This window comes from Thauera sp. ZXT1-4, from assembly GCF_052598215.2.
The window spans coordinates 100787-115666 of the sequence record NZ_JBQWSN020000012.1; the positions used below are offsets into that span (position 1 = coordinate 100787).

16 protein-coding genes are annotated in these 14880 nt (G+C 66.7%); 7 read left to right on the forward strand and 9 right to left on the reverse strand.

The genetic code is table 11. The annotated features are described in order from the left end of the window. Positions 1 to 28: 28 nt before the first annotated feature. The 3 genes from iscR to ACUH78_RS11380 all read right to left on the reverse strand — a co-directional run bounded on the left by iscR (position 29) and on the right by ACUH78_RS11380 (position 2421). Positions 29 to 511, reverse strand: a complete 483-nt coding sequence (gene iscR, locus ACUH78_RS11370) for a Fe-S cluster assembly transcriptional regulator IscR (protein WP_418362714.1) — start codon at positions 509 to 511, stop codon at positions 29 to 31. A gap of 273 nt (positions 512 to 784) precedes the next feature. Beyond that, positions 785 to 1540, reverse strand: coding sequence for a serine O-acetyltransferase (cysE, locus tag ACUH78_RS11375; protein WP_418362713.1), 756 nt, complete (start codon positions 1538 to 1540; stop codon positions 785 to 787). A gap of 143 nt (positions 1541 to 1683) precedes the next feature. Beyond that, positions 1684 to 2421, reverse strand: coding sequence for an RNA methyltransferase (locus ACUH78_RS11380; RefSeq protein WP_445333506.1), 738 nt, complete (start codon positions 2419 to 2421; stop codon positions 1684 to 1686). 133 nt (positions 2422 to 2554) lie between these two features. Here ACUH78_RS11380 and ACUH78_RS11385 point away from each other — a divergent pair, with 133 nt between their 5' ends. From ACUH78_RS11385 to ACUH78_RS11405, 5 genes are all read left to right on the forward strand, one after another. Then, the gene (locus tag ACUH78_RS11385; protein WP_418362711.1) at positions 2555 to 3367 is read left to right on the forward strand and encodes an inositol monophosphatase family protein; all 813 of its coding nucleotides are present in this window, start codon (positions 2555 to 2557) and stop codon (positions 3365 to 3367) included. A gap of 94 nt (positions 3368 to 3461) precedes the next feature. Next, a complete protein-coding gene (gene mutS, locus ACUH78_RS11390) occupies positions 3462 to 6068 on the forward strand; it encodes a DNA mismatch repair protein MutS (protein WP_418363341.1) in 2607 nt (868 codons plus the stop codon). Beyond that, complete coding sequence (locus ACUH78_RS11395; RefSeq protein ID WP_445333507.1) at positions 6065 to 6835, forward strand: fused MFS/spermidine synthase; 771 nt, start codon at positions 6065 to 6067, stop codon at positions 6833 to 6835. The genes mutS and ACUH78_RS11395 overlap by 4 nt, the downstream gene beginning before the upstream one ends. 82 nt (positions 6836 to 6917) lie before the next feature. Beyond that, entirely contained in the window at positions 6918 to 7115 is a 198-nt protein-coding gene (gene nqrM, locus ACUH78_RS11400) for a (Na+)-NQR maturation NqrM (RefSeq protein WP_418362709.1), read from the forward strand. An 18-nt stretch (positions 7116 to 7133) separates the two neighbouring features. Then, on the forward strand, positions 7134 to 7541 hold the full coding sequence (locus ACUH78_RS11405) for a CBS domain-containing protein (RefSeq protein WP_435749843.1): 408 nt from the start codon (positions 7134 to 7136) through the stop codon (positions 7539 to 7541). 24 nt (positions 7542 to 7565) lie between these two features. Here ACUH78_RS11405 and dnaQ read toward each other — a convergent pair whose 3' ends face one another. The 3 genes from dnaQ to ACUH78_RS11420 are packed head-to-tail and all read right to left on the reverse strand — an operon-like array spanning position 7566 to position 9485. Continuing rightward, on the reverse strand, positions 7566 to 8291 hold the full coding sequence (gene dnaQ, locus ACUH78_RS11410) for a DNA polymerase III subunit epsilon (protein WP_445333508.1): 726 nt from the start codon (positions 8289 to 8291) through the stop codon (positions 7566 to 7568). 13 nt (positions 8292 to 8304) lie between these two features. After that, on the reverse strand, positions 8305 to 8763 hold the full coding sequence (rnhA, locus tag ACUH78_RS11415; protein ID WP_445333509.1) for a ribonuclease HI: 459 nt from the start codon (positions 8761 to 8763) through the stop codon (positions 8305 to 8307). 2 nt (positions 8764 to 8765) lie between these two features. Continuing rightward, complete coding sequence (locus ACUH78_RS11420; RefSeq protein WP_418362705.1) at positions 8766 to 9485, reverse strand: class I SAM-dependent methyltransferase; 720 nt, start codon at positions 9483 to 9485, stop codon at positions 8766 to 8768. 27 nt (positions 9486 to 9512) lie between these two features. Here ACUH78_RS11420 and gloB point away from each other — a divergent pair, with 27 nt between their 5' ends. Together gloB and ACUH78_RS11430 are read left to right on the forward strand one after the other, a co-directional pair. Continuing rightward, entirely contained in the window at positions 9513 to 10286 is a 774-nt protein-coding gene (gloB, locus tag ACUH78_RS11425; protein WP_445333510.1) for a hydroxyacylglutathione hydrolase, read from the forward strand. Between the two features lie 7 nt (positions 10287 to 10293). Further along, positions 10294 to 11790: a transglycosylase SLT domain-containing protein gene (locus tag ACUH78_RS11430; RefSeq protein WP_445333511.1), complete on the forward strand. Its 1497-nt coding sequence runs from the start codon at positions 10294 to 10296 to the stop codon at positions 11788 to 11790. A gap of 23 nt (positions 11791 to 11813) precedes the next feature. Here ACUH78_RS11430 and ACUH78_RS11435 read toward each other — a convergent pair whose 3' ends face one another. Genes ACUH78_RS11435 through ACUH78_RS11445 form a run of 3 tightly spaced genes read right to left on the reverse strand, consistent with a single transcriptional unit; the run spans position 11814 to position 14824 of the window. After that, positions 11814 to 13892, reverse strand: a complete 2079-nt coding sequence (locus ACUH78_RS11435) for an ABC transporter ATP-binding protein (RefSeq protein ID WP_445333512.1) — start codon at positions 13890 to 13892, stop codon at positions 11814 to 11816. Beyond that, a complete protein-coding gene (locus tag ACUH78_RS11440) occupies positions 13864 to 14352 on the reverse strand; it encodes an FKBP-type peptidyl-prolyl cis-trans isomerase (RefSeq protein ID WP_418362701.1) in 489 nt (162 codons plus the stop codon). Before ACUH78_RS11440 ends, ACUH78_RS11435 begins: the two co-directional genes overlap by 29 nt. Further along, positions 14327 to 14824: a peroxiredoxin gene (locus tag ACUH78_RS11445; RefSeq protein ID WP_418362700.1), complete on the reverse strand. Its 498-nt coding sequence runs from the start codon at positions 14822 to 14824 to the stop codon at positions 14327 to 14329. The genes ACUH78_RS11440 and ACUH78_RS11445 overlap by 26 nt, the downstream gene beginning before the upstream one ends. Positions 14825 to 14880: the final 56 nt, after the last annotated feature.

Consider the following 14880-nt stretch of genomic DNA (forward strand, 5'->3'; position numbering starts at 1 on the left):
CTACTTCGTGAATGGATGCGGACTGCGCTCAGACCGCCGCGACCTGACGGGTGGCTGCCATGCTTCGGCGGTGCATGTTCTTGAGCACCGAGGTTTCGGAGTCCGGCAGGATGCGGCGATTCACCAGAGCGTCCAGGGTTACCGAATCCAGATAGGCGTACATGCGCTTGTTGAGATTCGCCCACAGGTCGTGCGTCATGCAGCGATGGGCGTCGTGGCAGTTTTCCTTGCCGCCGCACTGGGTCGCGTCAAGCGGCTCATCCACCGCGACGATGATGTCAGCCACGGTGATCTCCGCCATGTCGCGCGCCAGCCGGTAGCCTCCCCCCGGGCCGCGCACGCTGCTCACCAGGTCGTGACGGCGCAGCTTGCCGAAAAGTTGTTCGAGATAGGAGAGCGAGATTTTCTGCCGGTCTGCAATACCGGCCAACGTGACCGGCCCATCGGCTTCGCGCGAAGCCAGGTCGATCATCGCCGTAACGGCGAAGCGGCCCTTGGTCGTCAGTCTCATGCGTGCTCCTGAAATAAATCTGCTGGGGGCAAAAGCGGCGGGGAAATCAGGCAGGGAAATTCGAACAGCTAAAGTCGAACAGCCATAGCCGGGATGAAGCCGCAGGGGACCCAAGATCAGCCGCGCACTGCGGCACAACCGTGTCCGCGCTCACTTCATCGAATACCCTACAATTTCGCTCGACTATACTTATCCCGACAAAAACGGTCAACTACTCAGCCACCTGCCTGACCCGGTCCCTATGCGTCCAGACACCCGACAGTCGCCACCAGCCTAATCGACCATCTTCGACAGCCGACCTGCGTCGAAATCGTCACTCGCCTCGGCGACGTCATCCAGCTTGACGCCCTGCGCCTCGAGGCGCGCGATGATGGCGTGCATGCGGCGGTCGGTTTCCACCGCATGATCCAGCAAACCATGCAAAGCCTTCGCAACCGGGTCGTCCATGTCGCGTGTGACACCGTAGGCGCTGAATCCGATCTCCTCCGCCTTCTGCTCGCGTGCAGCATCCCGCTCCGGATCGAGGATGCGTGCCGGGTTTCCCACCGCCGTAGCCCCGTCCGGCACCGGTTTCACCACCACCGCGTTCGAGCCGATCTTTGCCCCCTCGCCTACGGTGAAGCCGCCCAGCACCTTTGCCCCTGCACCGACCACGACGCCGCGACCGAGCGTGGGGTGACGCTTGGTACCGCGATACAGCGACGTTCCCCCAAGGGTCACGCCCTGGTAGATCGTGCAATCGTCCCCAATCTCAGCCGTCTCACCGATCACCACCCCCATGCCGTGGTCGATGAAAACCCGCCGCCCGATCACTGCACCGGGATGGATCTCGATGCCCGTGAAGAAGCGCCCGACATGGCTGAGAAAGCGCCCGAGCCAATGCCAGCCCCGCTGCCATGCACCGTGTGCCAGGCGATGAAACATCAGGGCATGAATACCTGGATAACAGGTCAGCACCTCGAGCGTGGAGCGCGCGGCAGGATCGCGCTCGCGAACGCTGGCCAGATCTTCTCGAAGGCGGCTGAACATGACGGAGAAACTCCAGGATGGAACAAGAAAGCGTGCAGGGAGGTCGCACAGCGAGGGCTGCGCTGAATTTCCGACAATTTTAATCGACTATCGCCAGCGGCAGAAAGCCCCGTCTGCGCAGCGCACGGCATGCAGCCGGGTGCTCAGCCCCGCTTGCGCGGCGTCTCAAAGGTCGTAAGCATGCCGCGCAGCAGCGCGACCTCCTCGCGCTCGAGCCGTACTCGGTTAAAGAGTCGTCGCATGCGCGGCAACAAGCGCTTGGGCGTGGTGGGATCGTGGAAGCCGCTTGCGGTCACGGCACGTTCGAGATGCGCCATGAAACCCTCGAAATCGGCATGGGTCGCGGGCTCCGGCTGCGGATCTGCAGGCGCAGCCTCGGCACCGAGTACCGCCATCCGCAACTCATAGGCCAACACCTGCACGGCAGCCCCCAGATTGAGCGAAGAAAAGTCCGGATCGGTCGGGATCGTCACCGGCAGGCTGCACAGCGCGGCCTCCTCGTTGGTCAGGCCGCTGGTCTCGTTGCCGAACACCAGCGCAACCACGCCATCCTGCGTGCGCGAAACCAGTTCCAGCGCGGCATCCCTTGCCTGCTGGCGCGGGAGCGAAAGCTCGCGCCGGCGTGCCGTCAGGGCGGCGGAAAACACGGTGTCGGCCAGCGCCTCCTGCAGGCTGCCGACCACGTGGGCCGATTCGAGCAGGTCCACGGCACCCGAGGCGCGGGCCGTGGCCACCTCATCCGGGAACGCCTCCGGCGCCACCAGCCACAGGTCGCGCAGACCCATAGTCTTCATCGCGCGAGCGGCAGCGCCGATGTTTCCCGGGTGGCTGGTACGCGACAGGACAACCCGGATACGGTCGAGCGCAAGGGGGCGATTCATATTAAAATTCCGCGTTTTCCGAATTTGCCGGGCTGCCTGCCCGGAACGTGAAGGCGATAAGACGGCAAGGCGTCCCTGACGCCCCGCGCGCTGCACGTCGCAGGCCCCGATTCTTTAACCGAGACCGATCCGCATGCATCCCACCCTGAACATCGCCGTCAAGGCCGCCCGTCGCGCCGCGTCCGTCATCAACCGCGCGGCGAACCAGCTCGACCTGCTGACCGTGCAGTCCAAGTCCCCCAACGATTTCGTCACCGAAGTGGACCGTGCCGCAGAGCAGGCCATCATCGAGGTGCTGCGCGACGCCTTCCCGGGGCACGGAATTCTAGCAGAGGAGTCCGGCGAGACCGGGCCGGCGAACGGTCAGGAAAGCGAGTTCAACTGGATCATCGATCCGCTCGACGGAACCACCAACTTCATTCACGGCTTCCCGCAGTATGCGATCTCGATCGCGCAGACGAAGAACGGCGTGCTGGAGCATGGCGTGGTCTACGATCCCAATACCAACGAACTCTTCACCGCCTCGCGCGGCAGCGGCGCTTTCCTCAACGACCGCCGCATCCGCGTCTCTCGTCGCACCCGCCTCAACGAAGCCCTGATCGGCACCGGCTTTCCTTTCCGCCAGTCCGACAACGTGGATGCCTACCTGGGCATGTTCAAGGAACTCACCCAGAAGACCGCCGGCATCCGCCGTCCGGGCGCTGCCTCGCTCGACCTCGCCTACGTAGCCGCCGGCCGTTTCGATGGCTTCTGGGAAATGGGTCTGTCGCCGTGGGACATGGCCGCTGGCGTGCTGCTGATTCAGGAAGCGGGTGGACTGGTGTCGGACCTGTCGGGCGAGGGCAACTACCTCACCTCCGGTAACGTGGTGGCCGCCACGCCGAAGATCTTCGGCCAGCTGCTGCCCATCATTCAGGCCTGGCGCCCGGCCAACATGCAGGCCTGAGGCCGTCTTGGCAGCGAGCAAGCGATCGCGCGGCGAAGCGGCTGCGCGCCCGGCCAGCCTGAGCGAGGCGGAGATTGCCGCCCATACTCCAATGATGCAGCAGTACCTCCGGATCAAGCAGCAGCATCCGGACACCCTGCTCTTCTACCGCATGGGCGATTTCTACGAGCTCTTCTTCGACGACGCCGAGAAGGCCGCGCGCCTGCTCGACATCACGCTCACCACCCGCGGCCAGTCGGGTGGCAAGCCGATCCGCATGGCAGGCGTGCCCTTCCACGCAGTCGAGCAGTACCTCGCGCGCCTGGTCAGGCTCGGCGAATCGGTGGTAATCGCTGAGCAGGTCGGTGAGCCGGGCGCAACCAAGGGACCGATGGAGCGTGCGGTGAGCCGCATCGTCACCCCCGGCACGCTGACCGACGCCGCGCTGCTCGATGACCGCCGCGATTCCCTGCTGCTCGCCGCCAGCCTGCACCGCGGCGTGCTGGGGCTGGCCTGGCTGAACCTCGCCAACGGCGACTTCCGCCTCATGCAATGTCCGTCGGATGCGCTGCAGGCGCAGTTCGAGCGCCTGCGCCCGGCCGAGGTGCTGGTGCCCGACGGCCTCGCCCTGCCGCTCCTCGACGCGCTCGCCCCCGCGCAGCGCCGGCTGGCCGACTGGCAGTTCGACGCCGAGACCGGCACGCGCCTGCTCACCACCCACTTCGGCACCCGCGACCTCGCCGGCTTCGGCGTCGAGGACCTGCCGGTGGCGCTCGGCGCCGCCGCGGCCCTGTACGACTACGCCCAGGCCACCCAGCGCCAGACGCTCGCCCACGTCACCGGCCTCGTCGTCGAGCGCGAATCGGAGACCCTGCGCCTGGACGCCGCCACCCGGCGCAACCTGGAACTCACCGAGACCCTGCGCGGCGAGCCCTCGCCCACCCTGCTCTCTCTGCTCGACACCTGCGTGACCAGCATGGGCTCGCGCTGGCTGCGCCATGCGCTGCACCACCCGCTGCGCGACCGCACCGAACCCGCCGCGCGCCATGCAGCGGTGGCGGAACTCGTGGGTACGGTCGAAAGCGAGATGAGCGAGCACACGGACGCAGCCGCCGGTGGGTTCGCGCTGGCCGGGCGCGACGGCCGCGTCGCCTTCGCCGTGCGCGGCGCGCTGCGTGGCGTGGCCGACGTCGACCGCATCACCGCCCGCATCGCGCTGCGCAGCGCCCGCCCGCGCGACCTCTCCGCGCTGCGCGAGAGCCTGCTGCGGCTGCCCGAGCTCGCCGCCGCGCTCGCCCCCTGCCGCGCGCCGCTGCTCGCCGAGATCGTCGGCGCGCTCGCCATCGCCCCCGAGCCGCTCGCGCTGCTGCAGCAGGCCATCGCCGCCGAACCCGCCGCCATGGTGCGCGACGGCGGTGTGATCGCCCCCGGCTTCGATGCCGAGCTCGACGAGCTTCGCGGCATCCAGACCAACTGCGGCGAGTTCCTGATGGCGCTGGAGGCGCGCGAGCGCGAGCGCAGCGGCATCCCCGGGCTCAAGGTCGAGTTCAACAAGGTGCACGGCTTCTACATCGAGGTCAGCCGCGCCAACGCCGACAAGGTGCCCGACGACTACCGCCGCCGCCAGACGCTGAAGAACGCCGAGCGCTACATCACGCCCGAGCTCAAGGCCTTCGAGGACAAGGCGCTGTCGGCCAACGAGCGTGCGCTGGCACGTGAAAAGCTCCTCTTCGACCAAGTGCTGGACGTGCTCGCCGCACACATCCCGGCGCTGCAGCGCATCGCGCGCGCGCTGGCCCTGCTCGACGGTCTCGCGGCGCTGGCCGAGGCCGCACTGCGCTACGGCTACGTGCAGCCGCGCTTCGTCGACACGCCGGGCCTGAACATCGTCGGCGGCCGTCATCCGGTGGTCGAGCGCCAGGTCGAGAGCTTCATCCGCAACGACGCGCGCCTGGCCGCCACGCGCCGCATGCTGATGATCACCGGCCCCAACATGGGCGGCAAATCGACCTTCATGCGCCAGGTCGCGCTCATCTGCCTGCTCGCCCACGTCGGCAGCTTCGTGCCCGCGGATGCAGCAGAGCTCGGCCCGCTGGATGCCATCTTCACCCGCATCGGTGCATCCGACGACCTCGCCTCCGGGCGCTCGACCTTCATGGTCGAGATGACTGAGGCGGCTGCCATCCTGCACGGCGCCACCGAACGCAGCCTGGTGCTGATGGACGAGATCGGCCGCGGCACCTCGACCTTCGACGGCCTCGCGCTCGCCTTCGCGATCGCCCGCCACCTGCTGGAGAAGTCGCGCGCGCTGACGCTGTTCGCCACGCACTACTTCGAGCTCACCCGGCTCAACGCCGACTACCCCGAGTGCGCGAATGTGCACCTGGACGCGGTCGAGCACGGCCACCGCATCGTCTTCCTGCACGCGCTGGAGGAAGGCCCGGCGAGCCAGAGCTACGGCATCGAGGTCGCCGCGCTCGCCGGCATCCCGGCCGCGGTGATCCGCGACGCCAAGCGGCGACTGCGCGCGCTGGAGAACCGCGAGATCGAGGCCGGCCCGCAGGCCGACCTCTTCGCCGCGCTGCCTGAACCGGAGGACGCGCCGCTGTCGCACCCGGTGCTCACCGAGCTCGCCGACATCGACCCGGACGCGCTCACCCCGCGCGAGGCGCTCGAGCGCCTCTACGCCCTCAAGCGCCTGGCCGGAGACCACAACGCATGAACCCGCCAATCGAGATCTCCGAAGAAGCCGGCGTGCGCTACCTGCACTTCGGCTCCGACTGGATCCAGGGCGCGATGCGCATCCGCAAGCCGCATGCGCTCGAGCTCGCCTACACCCGCGAGATGATGGCCGGACTGCTGCTGCGCGACGGTCTCGCCGCCGACGGCGCGCACTGGCCGCGCAAGGTGCTGATCATCGGCCTGGGCGCGGCCTCGCTGGCGCGCTTCGTGCATCACCACCTGCCGCAGGCGAAGATCCGCGTGGTCGAGATCGCGCCCGCGGTGGTCGCCGCGGCGCGCCAGTTCTTCAAGCTGCCGGCGGAGGACGCGCGCTTCTCGGTGCACATCGGCTGCGGTGCACAGTTCGTGCTCGAGCACGACGAAGCGTGGGACTACGTGCTCGTTGACGGCTTCGACCGCAACGCGCGCGCGGGCGTGCTCGACACCGAGCCCTTCCACCAGGCAGTGCGGGCGCGGCTGTCGAAGCGCGGCATCATGGCGGTGAACCTCTTCGGTCGTTCGCGCGGCTACAAGGCGAGCGTCGAGCGCATCGTGCGCGCCTTCGATGATCGCGCGCTTGCCTTTCCGTCCTGCGACAGCGGCAACGTCGTGGCTTTCGGCGCCGATGGAGAGCCCATCGAGCGCAGCATCGAAGACCTGCGGGAACGCGCACGAACGCTCAAGGCAGAGACGGGGCTGGACCTGCTTCCTACCGTCACCCGTCTGGAGGCATCGAGCGCCTTGCCCGGTGGCGTACTGCGACTGTAAAACGTGGCCATAAACGCCTCGCGCGCGTTATTGTCCACCTCAACGTCGGGTCGCGAGGCCCTGTGCAAAGAGGATTGAACGCATGAACACCTTCCTGATCGCCTTCGTCGTGATCGGCATCGTGATCGGTGCCATGGCCATTGGCGTCATGTTCGGACGCAAGCCCATTGCAGGCAGTTGCGGTGGGCTGGGTGCGAGCGGTGGCGCTTGCGGCTGCAGCAACCCGTGTTCGAAGCGCCAGGCTCGCCTCGACGCGGCCCAAACCGAAGAACAACACTGATTCCACTCAGGAGAAAGCATGCTCAGTTCCCTGCTTGTCAAGGACTACATGGTGGGTGACCACCTCGCCTTCAAATCCGATACCAACCTGCTCAAGGCGGTGCATACCCTGCTCAAGCATGGCCTGAGCGGCGCGCCCGTAGTGGATGACAACAGTCGCCTGATCGGCTTTCTGTCGGAGAAGGACTGCCTGAAGGCTGCGCTCGATGCCTCCTACTTCCGACGCGAGGAAGGCACGGTGCAGGACTTCATGAGTCGCGACGTCACTTCGATCTCGGGCGATGCCAGCCTGATCGACGCGATCCAGCTGTTCCTGAGCAAGCACTACCGCTGCCTGCCGGTATGCGAAGGATCGCGTCTGGTGGGCCAGATTTCGCGCCGCGACATCCTCAGAGGCCTCGAGAAGGTGCGCAACGAGGAGCGCTGAGCGCCCTCGCGTGACGGCGCTGTTTCAAGCGGCGGGCGACGCCTGTTCTGCGGGCGGCAACCACAGGCATACGCCCTTGTTTGCCTTGGCGATCGCATCAAGGACCTCGGCGTGTGCCTTCAGTTCGTCCTCGGTCGCACGCAACACCTTGAGCGCCGGGCGCACGACCGGTGCGCCGCCCGCATCGGACTCCGGCATCGGCACTTCGTCTTCGAGCCCGATCATCAGGCTCTCCTGGCCGCGGGTCATCGCCAGATACACCTCGGCGAGCAACTCGGCGTCCAGCAGCGCGCCGTGCAACTCGCGGTGCGCATTGTCGACCTCGTAGCGATCGCACAGCGCATCGAGCGAAGCTTTCTTGCCCGGATTCTGCTCCTTGGCCATCTTGAGCGTGTCGACCACACCCGCGCATAGCGCGGCGAGCTTTCCACGCCCGAGCAGGTCCAGTTCGCAGTCGAGGAAGCCGACGTCGAAGCTCGCGTTGTGGATCACCAGTTCGGCGTCGCGGACGAAGTCCTCGAACTCGGCGACGATATCGGCGAACTTGGGCTTGTCGGCAAGAAACTCCTCGGTGATGCCATGCACCGCGACGGCCTCCGCGTCGATGCTCCGCCCCGGGTTGATATACACGTGATAGTGACGCCCGGTGAGGCTGCGGTTGAGCAATTCGACGCAGCCGATCTCGATGACGCGATCTCCGTTGCGCCAGTCCAGGCCAGTGGTTTCAGTGTCGAGTACGATCTGTCGCATTCCCGCTCTCCGTTCAGCCCTGCACCGACGCGCCATTCCGGCGCACCGCATCGACGCCCCGCCGCGCCAGCGCATCGGCCCGTTCGTTCTCGGGATGGCCCGAGTGGCCGCGCACCCAAAGCCATTTCACTTGGTGGCGGGCCGCCGCCGCATCCAATGCACGCCACAGGTCTGCGTTCTTCACCGGCTCCTTGGAAGCCGTCTTCCAGCCGCGCGCCTTCCAGCCGTGAATCCACTCGGAGATTCCCTTCTGCACGTACTGGCTGTCGGTGTGGACCCGCGCCGTGACCGGGCGCTTGAGCGCATCCAGTGCCCGGATCACCGCAAGCAGCTCCATGCGGTTGTTCGTGGTGTCCGGCTCGCCCCCCCAGATCTCCTTCTCGTGCGGACCCGAACGCAGGATCGCACCCCAGCCGCCCGGCCCTGGATTGCCGCTGCAGGCGCCGTCGGTGTAGATATCCACTTCTTCCATGTCTAAAGCAATGTCCTCGTGCTCCCGTCGCGCTGCGCAACGGGAGAAAGCCGTTTCGTACTTGCCTTGCGGCCTCGCCAATGAGGGGTGATCAGCCGCATGCCTTGCACCCGCTTCACCCCATGCACCATGTAGCCCGCGCCCAACACGGGCCACCAGCGCGCGCCGGCCCGGTCCAGGCAGCGCCAGCGCGGGGTGCGCAGCGGCGGTGCGTAACAACCGAAGGCGTTGTGCTGGATCTCGAACCCCAGCAAACCGAGCCAATCGCGGATCTGCATCACCGTGCGATAGCGCCCCCGCCACGGAGATTCGGCACCGGTCCGTGCCATCATCCTGCGCAGCCCCCAAAGGCTGAGCGGGTTCAGTCCGGTCACGATCACGCTGCCTTCCGGAACCAGCACACGCTCCACCTCGCGCAGGATTGTGTGCGCATGGGGGGAGAACTCGAGCACATGCGGCAGCACCACCAGATCCACACTGCCACTCGCGAGGGGAAGCGCATGAGGCTGCGCAAGCACATCCGCTCCCGCGTCGGTGGCACAGCAGCGTACGCGCTGCGGCATGCGATTCGCCCGCAGGAGATCGATGCCCGGCAGGCCGACCTGCACCGCGTAGTAGCCGAAGAGGTCCGCCAGGCACTGGTCCAGCACCGACTGCTCCCAGTCGAGCAGGTACCGCCCCTGCGGCGTCTGCAGCCATTCCTCGAGCCGGAGGATTGACATCGTCACTCAGGTCCTCACAATTCGCGGATGCACATTATCCCTCTTCCTGCCTTCCGCGATAACTACATCTGGCTGATGCACGACGGCCGCCATGCGGTGGTGGTCGACCCAGGCGATGCCGCCCCGGTTGAAGAGGCTCTGCAGCGCCTCGGGCTGGCGCTCTCGGCGATCTTCATCACCCACCACCACGCCGACCATATCGGCGGTCTTGCCAGGCTCCTCTCGGCGTGGCAGGTGCCGGTCCATGGACCAGCGGCCGAGGCGATCACGGGCGTGAGCCACCCGGTCGCCGAGGGCGACGAGATCCACCTGGTCCACCCGGCCGCGCGCTTCCGCGTGCTCGGGGTCCCCGCGCACACCGCGGGTCACGTCGCTTACCTGAGCATGGACATCGAACCCGGCGTGGTGTTCTGCGGCGACACGCTTTTCTCGGCTGGCTGCGGGCGCCTCTTCGAGGGCACGCCGGCCCAGTTGGGTGCTGCACTCGCACGACTTGCCGCGCTGCCCGCCGAGACGCGCGTCTGCGCCGCCCACGAATACACCCTGTCCAATCTTGCGTTTGCACGCGCCGCCGAGCCGGACAACCCTGCCCGCGACCGGCACGCCGAACACTGTCAAGCGCTGCGGGCCCGCGGCGAACCGACCCTGCCGAGCACGATCGGGCTCGAGCGCGAGATCAATCCCTTCTTGCGCTGCGACCGCCCCGGCATTCTCTCCGCGGTGCAGGCCCACAGCGGCGTCCGGCCCGCCGATGCGCAAGCCTGTCTTGCCGCCTTGCGCGCCTGGAAGGATCAGTTCTGAACCGCACATGAAGCCAAAGGATGCCCTCCATGGCCGGGGGCCGATGACCCTGTCCGCCCTGCTGCGTGCCATCGCACTTGTGCTCTCCGCCGCCCTCTGCCTTCATGCCACCGCCAGCGGTGCGCAAGCCGGGGCGCAGGTCGCGCAGCCTGCCCAGGCCATCCACCCGCAGCGCACCGATCTGCAGGCCGCCGACCCACAGCCCCCCGGTGCGCAGACACCGGATGCAGCCGGGGCCTTGCCCACCCCCATGGAGCCCGCAGCCGACCTTTCTACTGCATCGGCTACGACTGGTCAGCGCGCTGCGCTTTTGCCGCCCGTCACGGCCGCGCGCGTGCTCACCCTCGACCTGACCCGCGACGCCAACGACATCTGGGACCGCATCCGGCGCGGCTTCGGCATGCCGGACCTGGACAGCCCGCGCGTCATGGAACAGCAGAGTTTTTACCTGAACCGTCCCCGCTTCCTGAAGCAGGTGTTCGAACGGGGCGGACGTTACCTCTACTACATCGTCGACGAACTCGAACGGCGCGGCATGCCGACCGAGATCGCCCTGCTGCCGATGATCGAGAGCAGCTATAACCCGATGGCCTACTCACGCGCGCATGCCTCTGGGCTCTGGCAGTTCATCCCATCCACCGGTCAGCATTACAACCTCGCGCAGAACCACTGGATCGACGAGCGTCGCGACGTCATCGCCTCCACCAATGCAGCCCTCGACTACCTGCAGCGCATCTACGACATGCATGGCGACTGGCACCTCGCACTTGCCTCGTACAACTGGGGAGAAGGCTCGGTGCAGCGCGCCCTCAAGCGCAATGCCGAAGAGGGACTGCCGCTCGAGTACAAGCACCTGCGCATGCCGGAAGAGACGCAGAAATACATCCCCAAGCTGCAGGCCATCAAGAACATCGTCGCGCAACCAGAACTGTTCCACTTCGAGTTGCCTTATGTCGCCAACGAGTTGCACTTCGTCAGCGTGGATGCGCCGATCGGCGTCGATCTGGCTACTGCAGCGCGGCTGTCCGACATGCCGCTGGACGAATTTCTGGCCCTGAACCCGGGCTTCAATCGCCCGGCCGTCACCCTGCCGGGACAGAGCTTTGTCGTGCCGGCCGACCGTGCCAGTCAATTGCAGGAAGGGCTGGCCGAACTCGACGAGGAGGACGGGAGTTGGCGCATTCATCGTCTGGCCAAGGGTGAAACCCTGCAGGCACTGGCGGCACGGCATGGCATCAGCCATGCCCAGCTGCTCAAGCTCAACGGCCTTGCCTCAGGAAGCCAGCCCGCTCCGGGCTACGCGCTGTTGGTACCGGACGGCGTCGATCCGGACGGGGCCCTGGAAGTGGTCAGCCTGTTGCCCCTGCGTGCAGCCCTCGTTCGCCCGCAGGGACTGAAGCTGAACGCCCCCTCCAAGAAGGGAGGCGCCACCGGGCTCAAGTCGCCCCGCTCGCAGCCACGCAACACGGCAAGGTCGGGCGCCAAGCGCAAGGCGGCGCGCTGACACACGGCTGCGCGGAGCGCCGTTCAGACCCGGGTTTGCGGCTGGGTTTGCGGCCAATGACAGCGCACACGGTGTCCGTGCCCAAGTTCTGTCGTGCCGGGATAACTTGCGCGGCAAACGTCGCTCGCCAGCGGGCAACGCGGATGAAAATGACAACCCGCGGGCGGGTTCAAGGGAGACGGCAGCTCGATCATCTGCGCGGCACGGGCTGCATGCTCCTCCTCGGCAGAAGCATCACCCCTCTCCTCCTCTTCGCCCAGCCGTGGCACCGCTGCCAGAAGCGCCCGGGTATAGGGGTGGGCACTCGCGCCAAGCACGCGTGCGAGTGGCCCCTCTTCCACGATCCGACCGAGGTACATCACCGCGACGTCGTCGGCCAGGTACTCGACCACCGCGAGATTGTGTGTGATGAACAGGTAGGCCAATTGCTGCTCGTGCTGAAGGGCACGCATCAGGTTGAGCAGTTGCGCCTGGACCGACACGTCGAGTGCACTCGTCGGCTCGTCACACACGATCACTCGCGGAGAAACCGCCAGCGCCCTCGCTACGGCGATGCGCTGACGCTGCCCGCCGGAGAACTCGTGCGGATAGCGCCAGCGCATATCGCCCGAAAGCCCCACGCGCTCGAGCAGTTCCGCGACGCGCACCTGACATGTATTGGGGTCGGTCTCGACACCCAGCGCCTGCAGCCCCTCCGCGATGATCTCGCCCACCCGCATGCGTGGGTTCAGCGAAGCGAACGGATCCTGGAACACCATCTGTACCGCCCCCCTGAGCGCATGCAGCGCCTGCCGCGGCAAGGCCGAATAGGCCTCGCCATCCAGCAGCAGCTTGCCGGCGCTGGGCTCGATCAAGCGCAGGATCGCCTTGCCCACTGTGGTCTTGCCGCACCCCGACTCGCCCACCAGGGCCAGGGTGCGCCCCGGCATCAGCCTCAGGCTGACGCCGTCAACCGCTCGCACGTAGCCCACCGGGCGCTGGAGCAGTCCCTTGCGCACCGGAAAATGCACCGCCAGATCGCGCACCTCGAGCACCGCCTGGCCCCCCCCCGAGCGCGCCTCCGGCACGCCCACTGCAACCTGCATCTCGAGCGCGCGCGGCACGCTTACCCCTTCGTACAGGTGGCAGCGCACCGCCTGCACACCCACGTGGTGCCACGCCGGCGACTCCTCGTCGCAACGGTCGAAAGCCATGGGACAGCGCTCGGCGAAACGGCAGCCCACGAAGCTGCGATCGAGCGGCGGCACGCTGCCCGCAGGCGCGTCGAGCGGGCTGCCGCGCTTCTCGGTGCCGGGCAGCGCGGCAAAAAGCTTGCGCGAATAGGGGTGAAGTGGCGCGGTGAAGAAATCGGCCCGCGGTCCGGTTTCCACGACCTGGCCAGCGTACATCACGCCGACCCTGTGCGCCATGCGCGCCACCACGCCCAGATCATGCGTGATCAGCAGCATGGCCATGCCTTCGCGCCGCTGGATGCCGGCAAGCAGATCGAGCACCTGTGCCTGGATGGTGACATCGAGCGCCGTGGTCGGCTCGTCGGCGATCAGCAGGTGCGGCCGGCCGGCCAGCGCCATCGCGATCATCACGCGCTGCTTCATGCCGCCGGAGAACTGGAAGGGATATTCCCGCAGCCGCCGCGCGGGGTCGGGAATACCCACCGCCTCAAGCAGCTTGCAGGCTTCCTCGCGCGCCGCCTCGCCGCGCAGGCCGTGCACCGCGAGCGCCTCGACGATCTGCGCGCCCACGCTCATCACCGGATTGAGGCTGGTGGCGGGCTCCTGGAAGATCATGCCGATGCGCCCGCCGCGCACCTTGCGCATCGCCGCCTCGGGCAGCGCGAGCAGGTTCTCTCCGCCCAGACGGACGCTGCCACCCGCAATGCGCCCGCCATCGGGGAGCAGGCGGGGCAGCGCCAGTGCCGTCATGGACTTGCCGCAGCCGGACTCGCCCAGCAGGGCGAGCGTTTCTCCGCTGCGGATCTCGAGGTCGACGCCGTCGACAGGACGAATCTCGCCGCCGGCGCGCGCAATCTCCACGCTCAGGCCGGCGACCTGAAGCAGTGGAGATTCAGCGATATCAGTGGTGGTGATGTCCGCCCGGACCATGAACGTGGCCGTGGGAGAGTTCCTCTGCGCTGGCCGCCCGCACTTCAGCGACGGTGATGTCGAATACCAGCGCCACACCGGCCAGCGGGTGGTTTCCATCGACCACGACCTTGCCGTCGGCGATGTCGGTGATGCGGTAGACCATGTCTTCCTCGCCGTCGTCCGAGACGCGCTCGAAGCTCATGCCCACCTCGATGTTGTCCGGGAAGAGCTTGGCGTCCTCGACCAGGACCAGTTCCTCGTCGTAGTCGCCGAAGGCATCCTCGGGCTGCAGCTTGACCTGCAGTTGCTCACCGAGCTTCCGGCCATGCAGCGCTTCTTCAAGCACCGGGAAGATGCCGTCGTAGCCGCCATGCAGATACACCAGCGGGTGCTGCCCGTCGTCGATGACGCTGCCTTCCGGATCGCGCACGGTGTACTGCAGCGTGACCACGCTATTTTTTACGATTTCGTTTTGCATTTCGGGGTTCCAGTTCCTTGACCAGTTCGAAAACCGCGGCAGCGTGGCCACGGGGTGTCACATCGTAGAGCGCGTGGCGAATGCAGCCTTCCTTGTCGATGATGAAGGTCGATCGCCGCACACCCATCTTCTTCACGCCGTCGACTTCCCGTTCCTGCCAGACACCGTAGAGGCGGCACGCCTCGGTATCCGCATCGGAGAGCAGACGGATCGACAACCCTTCCTGGTCACGAAACTCGGCGTGCGTCAGACAATCGTCCGGACTCACGCCGACCACGATGCAGTCGAAAAGGGCGAACTCGTCCTCGTGGTCGCTGAAATCTGCGGCCTGGAGCGTGCAGCCCGGGGTCTTGTCGCGGGGGTAGAAGTAAAGAACGACATGATGCTTGCCGACCTCCGACGCGAGGTCGAAAATTTCCATGTCGGCATCGGGCAACGTAAAGGCGGGGGCGGTATCTCCGCTTTTGAGCATGTCCTGAATCCGTGTTCGCTTAGCCGGAAATCCAGCCTAACGCATTGATGTAATTG

What these genes read in the sequence shown, in the direction of transcription:
- iscR (WP_418362714.1), bottom strand. Translation starts at nt 511, where the DNA reads ATGAGACTGACGACCAAGGGCCGCTTCGCCGTTACGGCGATGATCGAC.
- cysE (WP_418362713.1), bottom strand. Translation starts at nt 1,540, where the DNA reads ATGTTCAGCCGCCTTCGAGAAGATCTGGCCAGCGTTCGCGAGCGCGAT.
- ACUH78_RS11380 (WP_445333506.1), bottom strand. Translation starts at nt 2,421, where the DNA reads ATGAATCGCCCCCTTGCGCTCGACCGTATCCGGGTTGTCCTGTCGCGT.
- ACUH78_RS11385 (WP_418362711.1), top strand. Translation starts at nt 2,555, where the DNA reads ATGCATCCCACCCTGAACATCGCCGTCAAGGCCGCCCGTCGCGCCGCG.
- mutS (WP_418363341.1), top strand. Translation starts at nt 3,462, where the DNA reads ATGCAGCAGTACCTCCGGATCAAGCAGCAGCATCCGGACACCCTGCTC.
- ACUH78_RS11395 (WP_445333507.1), top strand. Translation starts at nt 6,065, where the DNA reads ATGAACCCGCCAATCGAGATCTCCGAAGAAGCCGGCGTGCGCTACCTG.
- nqrM (WP_418362709.1), top strand. Translation starts at nt 6,918, where the DNA reads ATGAACACCTTCCTGATCGCCTTCGTCGTGATCGGCATCGTGATCGGT.
- ACUH78_RS11405 (WP_435749843.1), top strand. Translation starts at nt 7,134, where the DNA reads ATGCTCAGTTCCCTGCTTGTCAAGGACTACATGGTGGGTGACCACCTC.
- dnaQ (WP_445333508.1), bottom strand. Translation starts at nt 8,291, where the DNA reads ATGCGACAGATCGTACTCGACACTGAAACCACTGGCCTGGACTGGCGC.
- rnhA (WP_445333509.1), bottom strand. Translation starts at nt 8,763, where the DNA reads ATGGAAGAAGTGGATATCTACACCGACGGCGCCTGCAGCGGCAATCCA.
- ACUH78_RS11420 (WP_418362705.1), bottom strand. Translation starts at nt 9,485, where the DNA reads ATGTCAATCCTCCGGCTCGAGGAATGGCTGCAGACGCCGCAGGGGCGG.
- gloB (WP_445333510.1), top strand. Translation starts at nt 9,513, where the DNA reads ATGCACATTATCCCTCTTCCTGCCTTCCGCGATAACTACATCTGGCTG.
- ACUH78_RS11430 (WP_445333511.1), top strand. Translation starts at nt 10,294, where the DNA reads ATGAAGCCAAAGGATGCCCTCCATGGCCGGGGGCCGATGACCCTGTCC.
- ACUH78_RS11435 (WP_445333512.1), bottom strand. Translation starts at nt 13,892, where the DNA reads ATGGTCCGGGCGGACATCACCACCACTGATATCGCTGAATCTCCACTG.
- ACUH78_RS11440 (WP_418362701.1), bottom strand. Translation starts at nt 14,352, where the DNA reads ATGCAAAACGAAATCGTAAAAAATAGCGTGGTCACGCTGCAGTACACC.
- ACUH78_RS11445 (WP_418362700.1), bottom strand. Translation starts at nt 14,824, where the DNA reads ATGCTCAAAAGCGGAGATACCGCCCCCGCCTTTACGTTGCCCGATGCC.